The organism is Sphingopyxis sp. H073 (assembly GCF_001468395.1).
GTDB lineage: Bacteria > Pseudomonadota > Alphaproteobacteria > Sphingomonadales > Sphingomonadaceae > Sphingopyxis.
Map to the genome: position 1 here is coordinate 94,305 of NZ_LNSG01000006.1, position 16,555 is coordinate 110,859.

At 61.7% G+C, this 16,555-nt stretch carries 21 protein-coding genes; 9 read left to right on the plus strand and 12 right to left on the minus strand.

The window, feature by feature from the left end; translation table 11 throughout:
- Positions 1 to 61: 61 nt before the first annotated feature.
- The gene (locus ATE64_RS12990) at positions 62 to 1,486 is read left to right on the plus strand and encodes a dihydrolipoyl dehydrogenase (RefSeq protein WP_003045026.1); all 1,425 of its coding nucleotides are present in this window, start codon (positions 62 to 64) and stop codon (positions 1,484 to 1,486) included.
- Between the two features lie 278 nt (positions 1,487 to 1,764).
- Here ATE64_RS12990 and ATE64_RS12995 read toward each other — a convergent pair whose 3' ends face one another.
- From ATE64_RS12995 to ATE64_RS21715, 5 genes are all read right to left on the minus strand, one after another.
- The gene (locus tag ATE64_RS12995; RefSeq protein WP_003045023.1) at positions 1,765 to 2,259 is read right to left on the minus strand and encodes a DUF417 family protein; all 495 of its coding nucleotides are present in this window, start codon (positions 2,257 to 2,259) and stop codon (positions 1,765 to 1,767) included.
- Positions 2,260 to 2,300: 41 nt separating this feature from the next.
- The gene (locus ATE64_RS13000) at positions 2,301 to 2,837 is read right to left on the minus strand and encodes a MarR family transcriptional regulator (RefSeq protein WP_003045020.1); all 537 of its coding nucleotides are present in this window, start codon (positions 2,835 to 2,837) and stop codon (positions 2,301 to 2,303) included.
- Between the two features lie 67 nt (positions 2,838 to 2,904).
- On the minus strand, positions 2,905 to 3,924 hold the full coding sequence (locus tag ATE64_RS13005) for an MBL fold metallo-hydrolase (RefSeq protein ID WP_011540443.1): 1,020 nt from the start codon (positions 3,922 to 3,924) through the stop codon (positions 2,905 to 2,907).
- Complete coding sequence (locus ATE64_RS13010) at positions 3,921 to 4,523, minus strand: peptide-methionine (S)-S-oxide reductase (protein ID WP_011540442.1); 603 nt, start codon at positions 4,521 to 4,523, stop codon at positions 3,921 to 3,923. The genes ATE64_RS13005 and ATE64_RS13010 overlap by 4 nt, the downstream gene beginning before the upstream one ends.
- A gap of 38 nt (positions 4,524 to 4,561) precedes the next feature.
- Positions 4,562 to 4,795: a hypothetical protein gene (locus ATE64_RS21715; protein WP_152998725.1), complete on the minus strand. Its 234-nt coding sequence runs from the start codon at positions 4,793 to 4,795 to the stop codon at positions 4,562 to 4,564.
- 232 nt (positions 4,796 to 5,027) lie between these two features.
- On the opposite strand from ATE64_RS21715, the gene ATE64_RS13015 reads away from it, so the two are divergent.
- Complete coding sequence (locus ATE64_RS13015; RefSeq protein ID WP_152998726.1) at positions 5,028 to 5,270, plus strand: hypothetical protein; 243 nt, start codon at positions 5,028 to 5,030, stop codon at positions 5,268 to 5,270.
- A 145-nt stretch (positions 5,271 to 5,415) separates the two neighbouring features.
- Here ATE64_RS13015 and gnd read toward each other — a convergent pair whose 3' ends face one another.
- The 7 genes from gnd to ATE64_RS13050 form a co-directional block, all read right to left on the minus strand.
- A complete protein-coding gene (gene gnd, locus ATE64_RS13020) occupies positions 5,416 to 6,393 on the minus strand; it encodes a phosphogluconate dehydrogenase (NAD(+)-dependent, decarboxylating) (RefSeq protein ID WP_003045013.1) in 978 nt (325 codons plus the stop codon).
- 259 nt (positions 6,394 to 6,652) lie between these two features.
- Positions 6,653 to 6,916: a hypothetical protein gene (locus tag ATE64_RS13025; protein WP_058455118.1), complete on the minus strand. Its 264-nt coding sequence runs from the start codon at positions 6,914 to 6,916 to the stop codon at positions 6,653 to 6,655.
- A 91-nt stretch (positions 6,917 to 7,007) separates the two neighbouring features.
- The gene (argS, locus tag ATE64_RS13030; RefSeq protein ID WP_040590197.1) at positions 7,008 to 8,744 is read right to left on the minus strand and encodes an arginine--tRNA ligase; all 1,737 of its coding nucleotides are present in this window, start codon (positions 8,742 to 8,744) and stop codon (positions 7,008 to 7,010) included.
- Positions 8,745 to 8,777: 33 nt separating this feature from the next.
- Positions 8,778 to 9,059 (minus strand): DUF427 domain-containing protein, encoded by a 282-nt coding sequence (locus ATE64_RS13035; RefSeq protein ID WP_003045002.1) that lies wholly within the window; start codon positions 9,057 to 9,059, stop codon positions 8,778 to 8,780.
- Between the two features lie 52 nt (positions 9,060 to 9,111).
- Positions 9,112 to 10,377 carry a thiolase family protein gene (locus tag ATE64_RS13040; protein ID WP_011540440.1) on the minus strand — a complete coding sequence of 422 codons (1,266 nt, stop codon included), beginning with the start codon at positions 10,375 to 10,377 and terminating at the stop codon, positions 9,112 to 9,114.
- 58 nt (positions 10,378 to 10,435) lie between these two features.
- The gene (locus ATE64_RS13045; protein ID WP_003044996.1) at positions 10,436 to 11,182 is read right to left on the minus strand and encodes a ferredoxin reductase; all 747 of its coding nucleotides are present in this window, start codon (positions 11,180 to 11,182) and stop codon (positions 10,436 to 10,438) included.
- Complete coding sequence (locus tag ATE64_RS13050) at positions 11,175 to 11,780, minus strand: sulfite oxidase-like oxidoreductase (RefSeq protein WP_003044992.1); 606 nt, start codon at positions 11,778 to 11,780, stop codon at positions 11,175 to 11,177. Before ATE64_RS13050 ends, ATE64_RS13045 begins: the two co-directional genes overlap by 8 nt.
- Before the next feature lie 503 nt (positions 11,781 to 12,283).
- On the opposite strand from ATE64_RS13050, the gene ATE64_RS13055 reads away from it, so the two are divergent.
- The 7 genes from ATE64_RS13055 (at position 12,284) to ATE64_RS13085 (ending at position 16,545) form a co-directional block, all read left to right on the plus strand.
- Positions 12,284 to 13,297, plus strand: a complete 1,014-nt coding sequence (locus ATE64_RS13055; RefSeq protein WP_041382899.1) for a zinc-binding alcohol dehydrogenase family protein — start codon at positions 12,284 to 12,286, stop codon at positions 13,295 to 13,297.
- 53 nt (positions 13,298 to 13,350) lie between these two features.
- On the plus strand, positions 13,351 to 13,782 hold the full coding sequence (locus tag ATE64_RS13060; protein ID WP_003044986.1) for a heme-binding protein: 432 nt from the start codon (positions 13,351 to 13,353) through the stop codon (positions 13,780 to 13,782).
- A 59-nt stretch (positions 13,783 to 13,841) separates the two neighbouring features.
- Positions 13,842 to 14,135, plus strand: a complete 294-nt coding sequence (locus ATE64_RS13065) for a DUF1330 domain-containing protein (RefSeq protein WP_231292903.1) — start codon at positions 13,842 to 13,844, stop codon at positions 14,133 to 14,135.
- Between the two features lie 70 nt (positions 14,136 to 14,205).
- On the plus strand, positions 14,206 to 14,496 hold the full coding sequence (locus tag ATE64_RS13070) for a DUF2218 domain-containing protein (protein WP_003044977.1): 291 nt from the start codon (positions 14,206 to 14,208) through the stop codon (positions 14,494 to 14,496).
- Positions 14,497 to 14,545: 49 nt separating this feature from the next.
- Entirely contained in the window at positions 14,546 to 15,016 is a 471-nt protein-coding gene (locus tag ATE64_RS13075) for a thiol-disulfide isomerase (RefSeq protein ID WP_011540436.1), read from the plus strand.
- 3 nt (positions 15,017 to 15,019) lie between these two features.
- A complete protein-coding gene (locus ATE64_RS13080) occupies positions 15,020 to 15,268 on the plus strand; it encodes a DM13 domain-containing protein (RefSeq protein WP_003044972.1) in 249 nt (82 codons plus the stop codon).
- Entirely contained in the window at positions 15,265 to 16,545 is a 1,281-nt protein-coding gene (locus tag ATE64_RS13085; RefSeq protein WP_011540435.1) for an MFS transporter, read from the plus strand. The genes ATE64_RS13080 and ATE64_RS13085 overlap by 4 nt, the downstream gene beginning before the upstream one ends.
- Positions 16,546 to 16,555: the final 10 nt, after the last annotated feature.

Sequence of the window (16,555 nt, forward strand, 5' to 3'; positions counted from 1 at the left end):
CTGTTTTTGCGCGCTCGATGCGCGCAATATGCGCATCGTGTAATCAGGAAGGGACAGCGGGATGACCGATTTCGACTATGACGTGGCGATAATCGGCGCGGGCACCGCTGGAATGTCGGCGTACCGGGAAGCGCTCAAATATAGCGATCGCGTCGTCATGATCGATGGCGGCCCCTTGGGGACCACATGCGCCCGCGTTGGCTGCATGCCCTCCAAATTGCTGATCGCTGCGGCAGAGGCGCGCCACCGTGCCGAAAGCGTCGGCCTGTTCGGACTTCGCGCCGGACCCGTCGAGGTCGATGGTGTGCAGGTCATGAACCGCGTCCGCGCCGAGCGCGACCACTTTGTTAGCTTCGCCACCGAGGCGATTGCGGGGTTTGCACCCGGAGGCCTGCTTCGCGAGCAGGCGCGTTTTGTCGATGACAATCGGCTCGAACTTGCGAGCGGCAAGCAGATCAGCGCGCGCAGCATCGTGATCGCAACGGGCTCGCGGCCGGTCGTACCCGCAGGCCTGGAACCGGCGGGCGATCGGCTGATTTTCAACGACCAACTGTTCGACTGGACCGATCTGCCGTCCTCGGTTGCAGTCTTCGGCACCGGCGCGATCGGGTTGGAGCTCGGGCAGGCTTTGCATCGCCTCGGTGTCCGCACCCATATCTATGGGCGCGGCGGCAGCGTCGGCCCGCTCACCGATCCCGACGTCGCGGCTTATGCGGCGGCACAGTTCTCGAGCGAAATTCCTATCGACTGGATGGCAGCCGATGCAAGCGTCGCGCGCGACGGGGACGCTGTGATCGTCCGGTCAGCGGGGGGCGAGGAGCGGTTCGATTATCTCCTCGCGGCCGCAGGCCGACGGGCCAATGTCGACAATCTCGGACTGGAAAACACCTCGCTCACGCTCGATGCCCATGGCGTCCCCACTTATGATCACCTGTCGATGCGCGCCAGTTACAGCGACATCTTCATCGCGGGCGACTCGGCGGTCGATCTCTCGCTCCTTCACGAGGCCGCGGACGAAGGCCGGGTGGCAGGCGAAAATGCCGCGCGCTATCCGCACAGCTATCGCCGCGCGCGCCGGACCCCGTTGACGATCGTCTTCACCGATCCCCAGATCGCCATCGCCGGGCGCAGCCATGCCGACCTTCTTCGCGACCGGATGGATTTCGCCATCGGCGAAGTGTCGTTCGAAGACCAGGGACGGGCTCGCATATTGGGGCTCAACCGGGGATTGCTGCGCGTCTATGGCGATCGGCCGAGCGGGTTGCTGCTTGGCGCCGAAATCTTCGGTCCAGCGGCGGAACATCTCGCTCATCTCCTCGCCTGGTCGATCGAGAGCCGGCTCACCGTCGCCGAATTGCTCGAACGACCCTTCTATCATCCTGTCATTGAGGAAGGGCTGCGCACCGCGCTTCGCCACCTCAACCACCATCTCGGGTTCGGACCGAATCCGCCGCTGCGCTGCATCGACTGTGGTCCGGGAGGCTAGGCCAAGCGGTGCCCGCCTTCGGCTCGGATAGAATATCGGCACCTTGCAACGGCGCAAATCCGGCAGAGCCTTTGCCCGAGCCTGGATCGCGCACGGCCGAGGGGGAGATCCGCCCTGATTTCCTGCTCGCGCGAGCGAAGCATAGCGTTCCGGCCTCACCTCCCCGGTGGGGCGGAAAGCCCGCGAGGATCGATGAGCAAGCTCGCGGCGCCTGTCGCTGGGGGAGCCTCACGCTCCCCGCCACAGGTCCGCATCGTAACTTGCGGTTTGTTGGTGCCTTAGACCTGGGCGTCGGCAGGCTTTTTCCGTCGGATAGCCGCCGAGAGTAATACCAGCGAAGCGGCAAGCAGAACGGCGTCTTTCAACAGAAATTGCCCGGGGATGGCCGAAATGGCCGGGAACCCGCCGGCGGTCGGCTCTGCGACACCAGGCGTTGACAAGAAGAATGTCAAGGTGATGGTATAGGTCGCCACCGACATGGCGCCGCCGAGGACCGAGAAAATCGGTTTGAATGCACCGAGGATCAGGGCAGCGGCCGTGGCGAGTTCCATCGTGCCGATGAACTGGCTGGCGCCCTGGACGCCGAACAGCGGGTGAAGCCAGCTCATAAGCGGGCTGTGTTCGATGAATGGGGCAATGCCTTGCGCCTCATAAGCCGTGAATTTCATGCCGCCGAACCACAGAAAGACAATGACTAGGGCCCATCGCAGCAGAGCGAGTTCGCGCATTTGATGCTCGGGGACGCTGAATGAATATTTCTCCAATAAGCTCATAATCAATGCCCTTTTTGTTGATGGAAATGTGGCGAGAGGCGTCAGTTTGTAATTCCGGGACCGACGATGTCGGTCGGACAGTTGGTGCACTTCTCTTCGTCGCAGAAACGGCAGGTCGTGCGCGCGCGCACTTCGTCGCGCGGCAATGACGCGAGGATGGTTTCCGCGACGCGCTCCAGCGCAGCGCGGTCCTTCTCGCCGACCGCAGCGAGCAACCCGGTGATCGCTGTGCTGCGCAGATTCAGGAGCGCCCTGCGTTCCGTCTCGCCGCCGGACGTCAACGACACGTGCATGACGCGGCGATCGCCGGGGGATTGCGATTTCGAGACGAAATTCTGAGCGACCAGCCGTTCGACCACGCGGGCAGCACCGGCATGCGACAGGCGCAGGGCCTTGCCGATCTGGTCGATCGAAAGGCCCGGTTCATGGCCGATGAGGCTCAATGCCGCCGCGGTCTCCCCGCCGGCCGGAAAGCGCTGTGATATCGCACCGCGCATCTCATCCGACACCCCCTGCGCGAGGGCGCCGAAGAGATTGATCAGCCGATCGGAAGGTGAAGCGTCCTTGGTCAATCGCATTCCAGTATATATGCGTCGCGCATATAAATAGCGCAGCGGCTGGAGAATGCAAGAGGCGATGCGAGCTTCAGAGCTTGAGCCTCTCCTTCATGGGCTCGCGATCCGTCTGTTCGATGGGGTACCAGCGGTAGCCGGATCCGTCGGCGGCAATGTGACCCACCCCCGGGAACGGAAGATGGGGCGCCGCAATCATCATACGGTCGCGAGCGAAGCGGGTGAACGCGGCTTTCCGCACGGCGCGCGCCTCGTCCTGGCGAACATCGAAAGTGATCGTCACGTCGGGGCGTGGAAATTGAACCGCGCCGGCGTGGATGACATCGCCGACGAAGACGATACTCTGCCCCTTGCTGGTCAAGGTGTAGAAGGCGGTGCCCGGGGTGTGCCCAGGCTGCAGTTCGGCACGAATGCCCGGCACGACTTCGCCATCGGTATCGATCGGCTTCACCCGGCCGGCCGTGACATAGGGCGTCAGCGTCTGCTCGGTCTGGGTCCAGAAGCGCTTGTCGATCCCGCTTTTAGCCGCGTTGGCAACATCGGAGAAAAAGCGAATATCTGCACCGCCGGCATAGACCGTCGCGCGCGGGAAGACGATCTTGCCCGCCTTCGTGAGACCGCCGCTATGGTCGCTGTGGACATGGGTGATGAGTATGTCGGTGATTGTCTCCGGCGCGGCCCCAGCTGCTGCCAGCGCTTCGAGCAGCCTGCCGCCGTTGCCTAGGCCGAAAAGATCGCCGGCACCGACATCGACAAGGATCCGCCGCCCGTTGAAGTCGATCAGATAAGCGTTGATCGAAGCCTCTGCGGGATTGGCTAGGAAACTGCGGGCAAGAATTTCGTCGATCGTTTGCGCCGAGACGCCGCGCAGCAACTGGTGCAGGTCCAGCGGGACCGACCCATCCGACAATGCCGTTATCTGGGCATCGCCAATCGTAAATCGATAAATTGCGGGAGCGGTCTGGCGGACGGTCCCGGCTATGGTGTCGGGCACCGCGGCGGGCGTCGGAGCCGCTAAACCGGGAGAAGAGGATATCGGGCCAAGCAGCGCCAGGGCGAGAGGGAGAATAGTGAATGGCTTTTTGATCATCATGGCGACGTCCTTGATTGAGTTGCGATGGATGAAGAACTGTCAGTCATTATCCCAGCGCTGGCGGGGTCTTGCGAGACATTGTCGCGATCGACAGCGTGCTCGGCGACAGAGTTCGGTTCAGGCAGGGCCACTTCCGAAAAATGCTGCCGAATATAGTCCAGCTTGGGATCGATGAAGCGGCGGCAGAAGGGTCGGCTCGGATCGGTTCGATAATAGTTCTGGTAACGCTCGTCCGAAGCCTTGAAGCTTCTGAACGGCAGAACCAGGGTATGCGCCGTATTGCCGAATTCCTCGGCAAATCGGACGATCGCCAATTCGGCCTCATGCCGCTGGTTGTCATCGAAAATATAGATCGCGCTGCGGTACTTGTCGCTAGGAGAGCGGGCCCGGGTGGCTGAATGCGTTCTCAGATGCACCTCGCACAGCGTTGCCAACGGAATGATTGAAGGATCGAAGGTGACGATCACCCCTTCTGACCAGCTATCTGCCGGAGCGTCCGATTGGACAAAGCCCTGGTCGACCTGCGCAACGCCGCGCAGCGCCTGGAACACCCCTTCGGTGCACCAATGGCACCCCCCTCCAAAGCCGATCTTCGCCATCTTCACCTCTCGCGCCTAGACGTATTTCTTTCTGCGGATCAGCGCCGTCTCGCGCGCCTGAGCCTTCTGGCTGCGGACGCAATCAATGTAAGCATCAGCGCGCCGATAAGAACGCCCAGTAGCAGTGGACTGTGGACATGCATCATCGCTGGGCGCAAATACAGGCCGACTAACCCGAGGATCACGAAAGCGACCGATGCAAGTCGCAATGCGCGCCAAGCACGGGGTTTGTTGTCTTTGAACCAAAGGGAAGTTCCGAAGATATTGATCATAAATGGTTGCCTTCCGGCAGCAAGGTTCAAGGTACGAAGTAAGTCAGAGCGGCCGTGCACATTCCGAACGAAGCCAGGTTTCCTGCACGCTGCTGAAGCCGGCCTCGCGTAATGTCTGGGTCGCCGCAGCCAACCGCTGGCCCCGCCGATGCAGGAGGTTAACGAACGCGCGGAGTATTTCGAGCCGGGGATCAGCGAGTGTCCCATTTGCACGCCGTCCCGGGAGAAGTTGATGTTTCTTGAAGAGGGCCTGCGCGAGACCGGCTCGCGATCCGAACCTTTGGCCTTTCTCGCTCCGCGCCAGTGCGATTACCGTCAGTTCCATCGGCGTGAAGATGAAGGCGCCGGATGGAAGTATCTCTGGCTCGATGAGGTGCAGCACTGTGGCGCGAGCTCCCTTGTTCTCTTCATCGTCTTCGCGGCCGTACCTATTTTAACGAACCGCGGCGCCGTTGAAGATTGTCCGTTCGGCTAAGACGCTCTCATTCATCCTGGGGCGCAGCGTCAGGCACGCCGTCGCTTCTGTGTCAGCCGTTGCGCCGACTATCGCAGTGAGCCAGACGTTTTTCCAATAGGCTGTGCCTATAGTTTTCATAGCGCCGGATAGCGTGACGCGTCACTTATTGCGGCATCTCGACATGCCCACCGAAGCCAAAGCGCATCGCCGAGAGAAGCTTGTCGCCAAAAGTGTGGTCGACGCGGCTGCGGTAGCGCGCAAACAAGGCGGCCGAAAGGACATAGGCCGGGACGGCTTCTTCCATTGCCGCATCGATCGTCCACCGGCCCTCGCCAGAGTCCGAGACCTGGCCGGTGAATTGCTCGAGCATCGGATCCCTGGCCAGGCCGATCGCGCAAAGGTCGAGCAGCCAGGACGAGATGACACTGCCGCGACGCCAGACTTCGGCCACGTCGGTCAGGTTGATGTCGAAGCGTTCATCAGGCTCGAGCCGTTCGGAGGACTTGCCCTTGAGAATGTCGAAGCCCTCGGCATAGGCCTGCATCAGGCCATATTCGATTCCGTTGTGGACCATCTTGACGAAATGCCCGGCGCCGGTTGGGCCGGCGTGGATATAGCCGCGCTCGGCGCGACTGTCGGGCGCGTCGCGTCCAATGGTGCGGACGATCGAACCATAGCCCGGCGCGAGCGTATCGAAGATGGGATCCAGCAGATCGACGATCTCCTTGTCGCCGCCGATCATCATGCAATAACCGCGTTCGAGCCCCCATATCCCGCCTGATGTGCCAACATCGATATAATGGAGCCCCTTGTCCCTTGCCGCAGCACCACATTTGATGTCGTCTTTGTAGAAGCTGTTGCCGCCATCGATGATGATGTCGCCGGGCTCCGACAATTCCATCAGCTTGTCGACCGTGTCTTGGGTGGGAGCGCCCGCCGGGAGCATTACCCAGAAGATCCGCGGCGCAGTGAGTTTGGCGACGACATCTTCAAGCGAATTCGCTCCGATGGCACCTTCACCGGCGAGCTGAGTAACCGCGGCCGGATCGCGATTGAAGGCGACGACCTCGTGGCCGCCGCGCATCAGCCGACGCGCGATATTGGCACCCATGCGGCCGAGGCCGATCATTGCAAGACGCATTGTTCAAATCCTTCTGTCAGAAGTTCACCCGGCGCGGACAGTTCCGACCAACGCCCCGCCGTCACGATCCAACGAGACCGCACCGCTCGCTGGCAGGTTACCATGAGTATGCAAATTTCGCCGCGCCTTGGCACTGAATGGAGGATGAGTTCATCGCCAGACGAAGTCCAATAACCAGGCGCTATAGTTTCGATACCCATTTAGCGACATGCGCAGTGCCGGGGCGGACATTGCGAACAGAGCAGCGACTGCGACACCCTCAGTCCGGTTGGAAGCCAAGCACGAAATCCACGACCTTTTTCGCAGACATCTCGCACGGCTTGAGCGATGTTTTGCCTGATGTGAACCGATACAGGTTGAAGCTGACGATGTCGGTCCCACCCAACTCCCTGGCAAACAGGCTGTTGCGGCGCCCGTCGTCGGACCGCCGGACGATCAAGCCGAAACGCCGGCCTTCGTGAATGCCTTCGCTATGACCCTCGGGAAGCCTTTTGAAGGCAGCGTCGAAATCGGTAAGCTCCATCTCGTTCCACCAGTATCAGAAGACGCACAGCATGTTCGGGCCCGCCAACTCTGGCGCGCGCAACGAGCCCCAGGAACAAGCGCGCATTCGACTAGGCCCTCTCCATCTCATGTGTCGGTTCAACCCCCATCAGCGCCAGGCCGTTGCGGATGACCTGCCCGATCGCGGCGGCCAGGAACAACCGCGCGCGGCTAACCGGCAGGTTTTCCGGGTAGGCGAAGCGGCGCGTCGGGTCGGCATTTCCTGTGTTCCACAGCGCATGGAATTCCGCGGCCAGCCCCTCAAGGAAGAAGGCGATCCGGTGCGGCTCGCGCGCTGCCGCAGCCGCCTCGACGATGCGGGGGAATTCTGCCGCACGCTTCACAAGCGTAAGGCTCGGACCGTCCAGAAGAGCGAGATCGGGCGGGTCGCCCAACTCGATACCCGCTTCGGCCGCGCGGCTTGCTAGCGAGCAAATCCGCGCATGGGCATATTGCACATAGAAGACCGGATTATCCTTCGATGCCTCGACGACGGTCGCAAAGTCGAAGTCCATGGACGCTTCCGCTTTGCGGGTCAGCATCATGAAGCGAACGACGTCCTTTCCGACTTCTCGAATGACATCGGCCAGCGTGACGAAATTGCCTGCGCGCTTGGACATCTTGACCGGCTCACCCGCGCGCAGCAGCCGCACGATCTGCACCAGCTTGACGTCGAACCGCTTCCTGCCTTCGGTTAGAGCTTCGGCGGCGGCAACGATGCGCATCACGGTCCCGGCATGATCGGCGCCCCAGATGTCGATCAGTTCGTCGGCATCGCGCGCCTTCTCGAAATGATAGGCCAGATCCACGCCGAAATAGGTCCAGCTCCCATCCGGTTTACGGATAGGACGGTCCTGGTCATCGCCAAATTTCGTCGACCGGAACAGCGGCAGCGCGATCGGCTCCCAGTCCTTGGAGACTTCACCCTTCGGAGGTTCGAGAACGCCGTCATAGACAAGATCGCGCTCGCGCAGCCAGGCCTCGGCATCATCCGGCTTTCCGGCAGCGACGAGGTCCGCCTCCGACGCGAAGCGGTCGTGACTTATGCCGAGCAGCGCCAGATCTTCGCGGATCGTCTCCATCATCGCGGCAACGGTCCGCGCACGAAAGATTGCGAGCCAGTCCGTCTCCGGGGCGTCGGCATAGCGGCCCCCAAAATCGGCGGCCAGCGCCTCCCCGACCGGCTTCAGATAATCGCCCGGGTATAGACCTTCCGCTATCTCGCCGAGGCTCTCGCCCAACGCCTCGCGATATCTCTGGTGTGCCGAGCGAGCGAGAATATCGACCTGCCCGCCGGCATCATTGATATAATATTCGCGGATGACGCGATGGCCGGTGAAAGCGAGCAGGTTGGCGAGCGCATCTCCGACCACTGCCCCTCGGCAGTGCCCCATATGCATCGGACCGGTCGGGTTGGCCGAGACAAACTCTATATTCACCGTCTTGCCCGCGCCGACGGGCGACATGCCGTAGCGGTCCTTCTGGTCCGCAATCACCGCCAGCTCGTTTTGCCAGGCCTGGTCGGTCAGCCGGATATTTACAAAGCCCGGGCCAGCGACGGCCACGTCTGCAACATCCTCCAACATGGCCAACCGGCCCGCCAACTTCTCAGCGAGTTGGCGCGGATGCGTGCCGGTAAGTTTTGCCAGGACCATCGCCGCGTTGGTCGACAGATCGCCATGCGCCGGGTCGTGCGGACGCTCCACGGTCAGCCCCGCCCGGTCGAGGCCCGCAGGAACGTCCCCCGCCACCTGCAGATCGCCAATTACCCGCGCGAGATGATCAAGGATGCGCGCATGAAGCGACACAGCCATCAGCGAAGGCCCGCTGCGCCTTGGCTGCTATCCAACCTCTACGCCTTTCCAGAAAGCGATGTGATCCCGGATGGCTTCCGCAACCGGATTCGGATCGGGATATGACCAAGCCGCGTCCGCGTTGAGCGCGCTGCCTACGCGGATATGGAAGTATCTCGCGGTGCCCTTGATCGGGCAGACAGAAGTGTGTGCGCTCGCTTCAAGGAGCTCCTGATTGACCGCGGAAGGTGGGAAATAGTGGTTTCCCTCGACGACGATTGTCTCGTCGCTTGCGGCGATGGTGGTGTCGTTCCAAACTGCTGAGACCAACGGAATATCCTCTCATATTGTCAATGGCACGGCGTTCGCAGCGGCCCGTGAATCAGGGGCGTTCGAGGAGTGCGACGGTGCCTTGGCCGCCGTCGGCGCAGATGCTGACGATTGCCCGTGATCCGCTCGGCATGTCCCAGAGCTCCTTCACTGCCTGGCTGAGGTCGCGCGCGCCTGTCGCGCCGAAGGGATGACCGATTGCTACCGAGCCCCCGTTGGGATTGACGCGGTCCCAGTCGAAGTCGCCCAAATCCGACTGGACACCGGCGGTTTCGCGCACCCACTCCCGGTCGGTGATGGCCGCGACATTCGCCAGGACCTGGGCGGCGAAGGCTTCGTGGATTTCCCAAAGAGCGATATCGGAGAAGCTTAGTTGATGCCGCGCGAGCAGACGTGGAATGCCATAGGAGGGTGCCATCAACAGACCCTCGGTGTGGAAATCGACGGCCGACACCTCGTAATCGATGAGCCGCGCGTAGGGGGTGCCCGCCGGCAGTCGTGCCACGCCGGCTTCGTTTGCCACCCAGCAACCGGCGGCGCCATCCGTTATCGGCGAGCTGTTGCCGGCAGTCAGCGTTCCCCTGCCACTGTCGCGATCGAAGACGGGCTTGAGTGCGGCAAGCCGTTCGGGCGACGTATCGGCGCGGGGGTTCGCATCGCGCGCCAGTTCAGGAAGGGAAATCGCGAGATCGTCGAAGAAACCTCGCTCCCAACCAGCGACCGACCGCTGGTGGCTCTTTAGCGCCCAATCGTCCTGCGCCTCGCGCGAGATCCGCCAGGCCTTGGCGGTGTCCTCCATATGATCGCCCATTGTCCTGCCGGTGATCCGGTTGGCCCATCCCTTGGTCGGGAGCACATAGTCGTGGAGGGCAAGAGACTGGAGGGCCGCAAGCGCCGCCGCTGGATCTTGCGCAAAGAGGTCGGTGAGCCGCTTCGATGCATCGGCCGTCAAAGCGATGGGAGGTCGGCTCATGACTTCGGCACCGCCCACCATCGTGAGATCGGTTCCTCCGCCCAGCATCCCTGCCGCAGCGAAAGTCGCCGTCATGCTGGTAGAGCATGCCAAAACGACCGAAAATGCGGGGACATTCGGATTGAGCTTGGCGTCAAGCCAGGTCTCGCGAGCAATGTTGCTCCAACCCAAATTCGGGATCACGGTACCCCAGATGAGAAGATCCGGCTCTGCTTGCGCCGCCATCGCCTGCACAAGAGGGACGGACAAAGAGACGGCATCATAAGCAGCCAAAGCCCCTCCGCCGCGGCCGAAGGGAGTGCGAAGGCCGGCGGCAACAAAGACGGGTTCAGCAAAGCGGCTCATGACGATCTCCAAATATTATCCGCAGGGTGAAAGGTGGGGCGCGACGGAGTATGCGCCGCTAACCACCATAGCGCTCGGTCTTGATTATCGAGGGGTCGACCCCGGCCAGCAGCGCGCCCTCGGTCGCAATGTTGACGAAATCGTTGGATCCGCAAACGAATATCTGTGTGGGCTTTCGGTGAAGCCGGGCGAGAACCTCTTCGACCATGGCGCTGTCGATCCGCCGCCCGAAATCCGATGCGCGGATCGGATCTTCGCGCGTGATCGCCAGCGCCAGGACAAATGCGGCATCGTTGATCTCGACGGAATGTAGTTCTTCCGAAAACAGAACATCCTCAGCGGTGCGCGCGGACAGGAGCAACGCGGTTGGCACGGCCGGGTCTTGTGTGCGGCGATGCCGGATCATCGCCATCAACGGCACGAGCCCGGAGCCTGCTCCGATCAACAGCACCGCGTCTACGGCAGGTTCAGGCCATAGGAAGTGCCCGCCGAGCGGACCGCGAAGCTCGATCTCATCGCCGACTATCGCGATATCGTGAAAATAGGCCGACACCTCGCCATCGGGCAGGCGTTCGACAGCGAGCTCGATGATCGGGGACGAGGCTGCCGATGACGCGATCGAGTAACTGCGCATCGCGCTATAGCCATCAGGCGCGGTCAGCCGGACATCGACATGTTGGCCTGCGATGTGCGCGAACGGCCTGCTCAATCGGAGGAAGAAGCTTTTGATGCTCGGCGTCTGCTGGACGATTTCCTCGATCACGCATGATTGCCATGACGCGGTTTGCGTGCCGTTGTCAGTCATCGGTGTATCGTTGCTCGCGCCACGGATCGCCGTAAATATGATAGCCGCGCAGCTCCCAGAAGCCGGCCTCGTCACGGGTTGTGAATTGCAGCGCCTTCACCCATTTGGCGGACTTCCAGAAGTACAGATGCGGAACCAGCAGACGCGCCGGCCCGCCATGATCGCGGGTAATCGGCTGGCCGGCAAATTTGAGAGCGACCATCGCTTTCCCGGACAGCAGGTCCGCCAGCGGGACGTTTGTCGAATAATCGTCGTAGGAATGCGCCAGGACGAAATCAGTGGGCCGGTCGAGCCCTGCATCCGCAAGGATGTCTTCAATGAGGACGCCCTCCCATATGGTATCCAGCTTGGACCAAGAGGTCACACAGTGAATATCCTTGGTCACCTTGGTCTTTGGCAGGGCGTTAAACTCGCTCCAGTTCCACACTTTGACCGGCTTCGGGCCGACTTTGACGGTGAATTTCCAATCAGCCAGCTCCACGTTCGGCGTCGGCCCCGCCGTGAGAACCGGAAAATTCTCCACGAGATGCTGACCCGGCGGAATCCGGCCGGACTGGTCGCCACTTGAACCGCGACCGGTGAAACCTCTGGTGACCATAGTGCCCCCTTTTTGCTCGATGCGACAGACGATAACCGGCTTCACTTCAGACCTGATACGCGTGGCCGCGGTACGAACCGATGGCTTGAAGCCTGAAACGCCCGATGCTTCATCGGATTTTCGATGATCGCATTTTCGTGAATCGGTGATTTGATGCTTATGGACTATAACGCGACGCCGGGCCGATTTCCCAATACCCTATCGCTATAGTTTTTATAGCTTTGAATAAATTACGCGCGCATCACGTCGGCTGCAGATTTAGGCACGGCATGAGGCTCGGTCCGCCTGCTTTCCAGGTTGGCTGCCGCGCCTCACAGCTTCGTAAGCGCCTCTCAGGGATAGAACGGCAACAAGGTATGGAAACTATGTTCCGCCGCTATTGGAAATAGTCGGTGCACATCTTCATAGTCCTGCGTGCGAAACCCTTGAACCCCGTGCGAATTTTCGAAGAAGTGGCGCTCTGATCGATCGAGACTTCGGGGCGCAGCAAGATGGAGACATTGATGAAAGCCGTTGGTTACAAGGTCCCGGGACCCATCGCCGAGGATGCTGCGCTGGTCGACATCGAGCTGCCCCAGCCTGTCGCGGCAGGATATGATATCCTGGTTGAGGTGAAGGCCGTCTCGGTGAACCCGGTCGACTATAAGGTCCGCGGCAGCTCGCCGCCAGCCGATGGTGAATGGAAGGTGCTGGGGTGGGATGCGTCCGGGATCGTGCGCGAGGTCGGCCCCGACGTGACGCAGTTCCAGCCGGGCGACGAGGTCTATTATGCCGGATCGATCACCCGGCCCGGCACCAATGTCGAGTTCCATCTTGTCGACGCCCGGATCGTCGGTCGCAAACCCGCCTCGCTCGACTGGGCGGAAGCAGCAGCGCTGCCGCTAACGACGTTGACCGCCTGGGAGGCGATGTTCGATCGCCTCGACGTGGCGAAGCCAGTCCCCGGTGCGGCGCCGGCGATCCTCATCATCGGTGGCGCGGGTGGGGTCGGGTCGATCGCGATCCAGATCGCGCGCCAGCGCACAGACCTCACCGTCATCACCACCGCCTCCCGAGCGGAAACCCAGGAGTGGGTGAAGGAGCTTGGCGCGCACCATGTCATCGACCATAGGCGCCCGCTCGCGGCACAGATTGCCGAGCTTGGCATCGGCGCTCCCGCGTTCGTCTTTTCGACCACGCATACAGAGCAGCATGCCGCCGACATCGCCGAGCTGATCGCGCCGCAAGGGCGGTTCGCGCTGATCGACGATCCCACGGCATTCGACATCATGCTGTTCAAGCGCAAGGCGGTGTCGATACACCATGAGCTGATGTTCACCCGGTCGATCTACGGCACGCCCGATATGCATGAGCAGGGCAAGATCCTCGACGCGCTGGCCGTGCTGGTCGATGAGGGCAAAATCCGTACGACACTGACCGAGCGACTGTCGCCGATCAATGCTGCCAATCTGAAGACAGTGCACGCACTGATCGAAAGTGGCGCGGCGAAAGGCAAGACCGTCCTCGAAGGATTCTGATCTTTTCCAGTCCAAGTAACGCCGGACGATAACGCCGCGGCGAAGGAAATCCCATTACCAAGTCCATTGCCACTGCCTCGATCAACCGTGAAACCGCAGTCGCCCTCATCGACGCAGCGATAACCGCCGCCCGTGCAATCGGCATCCCGGCTGCCGTCGCCGTCGTCGACGCAACCGGGTATCTGCGGGCGTTCGAGCGCACCGACGACGCGCCGTTTCTCACCGTCGATGTTGCCATCGACAAAGCGTGGAGTTCCGCCTCCTTTGGATATCCGACCCATGTCTGGAACGACTATGTGAGCAACGATCCCAAAGTGGCGCCGCTGGCCTATCGCCCCCGGATGGTCGCCGTCGGTGGCGGCTATCCGATCCTTGAGGACGGAAAGCTGATCGGCGGAATCGGCATCTCCGGAGGCACTTATCAGCAGGACCAGGATGCCTGCGTTGAGGCACTCCAGAAAATCGGGTTCGAACTGCCAGCCTGACGACTGTCAGGCCATCGTCGGTGGCGATGGCCGGCAGATCTCACCTTGCGAAGGATCTTATGATGGAAGCGTTTGTCGTATTCACGCGGGAAGACACCACGGATGTGGATGAACTCGCGGCTTATTCTGCCCGCGTCGGCCCGTCGTTCGATGGGCATGACGTCACTTTTCTCGCCGCTTATGGCGCGATGGAGAATTTGGAGGGGTCGCCGATCGAAGGCGCCGTCATCTTGCGGTTCCCCACGATGCAAGCCGCGCATGACTGGTATCATAGCCCCGCCTACCAAGCTGTTGCTGCGCATCGCTTCGCCGGTGCCCGCTACCGCGGGTTTATCGTCGAGGGGCTGCGTTGACTCCCCCGCATTATAATGGCGGTACTGACCAAGAGCTGTGCGCCCAAACACCAACACCGGAAGTTTCTAAATGATCGAGGCCGAGGCACGCATCGCTACGATCGAATCGAGTCGATATCTGACGAGACTCGCTGAGGCGTGGGTTCATACTTACCCGGTTCGATATGACGCGCTGACAGCCGAAATCCAGCTTCCGGGCGGCGAGCTTATATTAACTGCGGACGGCGACAGCCTCTCCTTGAGGCTCGTGGGCAAAGATCGCGAACGTTTCGATGCAACCAAGCAATCGGTCGCCACGCTTGTTGATCGCGTCGCGGAGCACGACACCGGGGTCCGATGCGTTTGGAATGACATATCATGATAGCGCGCACCACAATTCGCCGCGGTTCTTCATCGCGCTGGAGGATCAGATGAGCATGCTCGAACCCCAAGCGCCGGATCTTCGGGTGCAGAAATGGATCGGCGCGGACGGAGAAAGCACCGGGCCGCTCAAGCTGTCGGATCTCGGCTCCGGCCCAAAGATCCTGTTCGCCTTCCAGCACTGGTGCCGCGGCTGCCATGTGCATGGCTTCCCGACGCTACAAAGATTGCATAGTGCATTGAGCCCCAGGGGCGTGGGATTTGCGGTGATCCAGACCGTCTTCGAAGGTGCGGATGAAAACACCTTCGAGAAGTTGCGTGTGAACCAGCTCGAATATGCGCTTCCTGTCGCCTTCGGCCATGATGAACCACTGGTCGGCGCGACGCTGCCTACCTTCATGGAGGATTATCGCACGCGAGGAACGCCCTGGTTCTCGATCATTGACGCTGGCGGCCGTATCGTCTTCTCGGACTTCCATCTCGACGCGGACAGGATCGTAAAGGATCTGGAGCTGGTGTAATCCGTGCGGCCTTGGCTCTTCCTGACCGCCAGCCACCTCGCAATGCTCGGCATTGGTTTTGCGGCCGGCATTTACACGCTGCCAATCCTCACCGCGGCCAGGCCGCCGAAGCCGGCAGCCTATCAGGCCATCGTCGACGTGCCTGTCGGGATCGATGTTCGCGACTACAACACGGTCGTCATCTGGTGCGAAGCGTTCGACCAGTTCATCAGCGCGGCAGCGTATCGACCGTCGCGTCAGGCGCTAAAATGAGCCCGGCGATGGATAGCATGCGGTCGGCGGGCCGACGTGGCCTCAAGCTCGCACCGGTGGCGGCGTTGCTGGCGAGCGTCGCGGCTCTGCTGCTGGGTAATGGTTTGCTGGGCACGCTCCTGATCGTCAGGGCCGGCCAGGAGGGCTTCTCGTCCGGCGCGATCAGCGCGATGATGTCGTTCTACTTCGCCGGTTTCACGATCGGCGCGCTCATGTTGCCGCGGATCATCGTCGCCGTGGGTCATGTCAGAACCTTTGCCGGCTTTGCGGCGATCGCCTCGATGACTGCCCTTCTCCATGTTGCGCTCGTGGAACCGATCGCCTGGATACCGCTTCGCCTGATCACGGGCTTCGCCTACGCGGGCATGATCCTCGCAACGGAGAGCTGGCTCAACGCCCATGCAGTGCCATCCACGCGCGGCCAACTCCTGTCGATCTTCGGAGTCGTCTCGATGGGCTCATGGGCCATCGGCCAGGCCTTGCTCAACGTCGCCCCGCCCGCCGACATGACCTTGTTCCTTATCGTGTCGCTGTTAATTTCCGCGGCGGTGGTTCCGATCACCTTGCTGCCCAGCCATCCGCCGGCGCAGGTGACACAGGAACGGGTCGCGTTCAGCGACCTCGTGCGCGCATCACCGCTCGCTGCGGCTGGCGCTTTCCTCGCTGGCCTGGCTATCGGCGGTTTTTGGGGCATGGGCCCGAACTTCGCCCAGAGGATCGGACTCGATGTCGGCGGCATCTCCGCTTTCATGGCTGCGGTGCTGGGTGGGACGCTCCTATTGCAGTGGCCCCTCGGCTGGCTTTCGGATCGCGTGTCGCGGAACCTTGTCATCGCCGCTGCGGCCCTGGCGTCCGCAGCGGCGGCCGTCGGCGTCGCCCTCGCGGTAGGGGCGCCCCTGCCGCTGCTCCTCGCGGCGGGCGCGCTGTTCGGCGGCTTTGGCATCCCGATCTATTCATTGTGTCTCGCGGTTGCCAACGACGACCTTCCGGCCGGCCGGCTGCTCGGTACCGCCCGCGGGCTTCTGCTGCTCAACGGGATCGGGACAGCCGCCGGACCCCTTATCGGGGGTGCTGCGATGACTATCGCCGGCCCCGGTGGGCTGTTCCTTTATGCGGCCGCATTGCTTGCCATATTGGCGGTGTTGGCTATCGGGAGCAGCCAGCCAAGGCGCCGCATCCACGCCAAGGCTGCCCGCTCTCCAAGCACACCGATGATCACGGGATCTCTTGATGTGATGATATGCATGGAGTCAGAGACGGAGGCCGCCCGGCACTAGCGCGCCTACT

Bases quoted from the DNA above. Each gene is read 5' to 3' on its own strand.
- gnd (WP_003045013.1), bottom strand. From the start codon at position 6,393: ATGCGTCTTGCAATGATCGGCCTCGGCCGCATGGGTGCCAATATCGCG.
- ATE64_RS13055 (WP_041382899.1), top strand. From the start codon at position 12,284: ATGAAAGCCGTTGGTTACAAGGTCCCGGGACCCATCGCCGAGGATGCT.
- ATE64_RS13085 (WP_011540435.1), top strand. From the start codon at position 15,265: ATGAGCCCGGCGATGGATAGCATGCGGTCGGCGGGCCGACGTGGCCTC.
- ATE64_RS13075 (WP_011540436.1), top strand. From the start codon at position 14,546: ATGAGCATGCTCGAACCCCAAGCGCCGGATCTTCGGGTGCAGAAATGG.
- ATE64_RS13000 (WP_003045020.1), bottom strand. From the start codon at position 2,837: ATGCGATTGACCAAGGACGCTTCACCTTCCGATCGGCTGATCAATCTC.
- ATE64_RS13050 (WP_003044992.1), bottom strand. From the start codon at position 11,780: ATGGTCACCAGAGGTTTCACCGGTCGCGGTTCAAGTGGCGACCAGTCC.
- ATE64_RS13040 (WP_011540440.1), bottom strand. From the start codon at position 10,377: ATGAGCCGCTTTGCTGAACCCGTCTTTGTTGCCGCCGGCCTTCGCACT.
- ATE64_RS13010 (WP_011540442.1), bottom strand. From the start codon at position 4,523: ATGGCGAAGATCGGCTTTGGAGGGGGGTGCCATTGGTGCACCGAAGGG.
- ATE64_RS21715 (WP_152998725.1), bottom strand. From the start codon at position 4,795: ATGATCAATATCTTCGGAACTTCCCTTTGGTTCAAAGACAACAAACCC.
- ATE64_RS13045 (WP_003044996.1), bottom strand. From the start codon at position 11,182: ATGACTGACAACGGCACGCAAACCGCGTCATGGCAATCATGCGTGATC.
- ATE64_RS13025 (WP_058455118.1), bottom strand. From the start codon at position 6,916: ATGGAGCTTACCGATTTCGACGCTGCCTTCAAAAGGCTTCCCGAGGGT.
- ATE64_RS13065 (WP_231292903.1), top strand. From the start codon at position 13,842: ATGATGGAAGCGTTTGTCGTATTCACGCGGGAAGACACCACGGATGTG.
- ATE64_RS12990 (WP_003045026.1), top strand. From the start codon at position 62: ATGACCGATTTCGACTATGACGTGGCGATAATCGGCGCGGGCACCGCT.
- ATE64_RS13005 (WP_011540443.1), bottom strand. From the start codon at position 3,924: ATGATGATCAAAAAGCCATTCACTATTCTCCCTCTCGCCCTGGCGCTG.
- ATE64_RS13015 (WP_152998726.1), top strand. From the start codon at position 5,028: ATGTTTCTTGAAGAGGGCCTGCGCGAGACCGGCTCGCGATCCGAACCT.
- ATE64_RS12995 (WP_003045023.1), bottom strand. From the start codon at position 2,259: ATGAGCTTATTGGAGAAATATTCATTCAGCGTCCCCGAGCATCAAATG.
- ATE64_RS13070 (WP_003044977.1), top strand. From the start codon at position 14,206: ATGATCGAGGCCGAGGCACGCATCGCTACGATCGAATCGAGTCGATAT.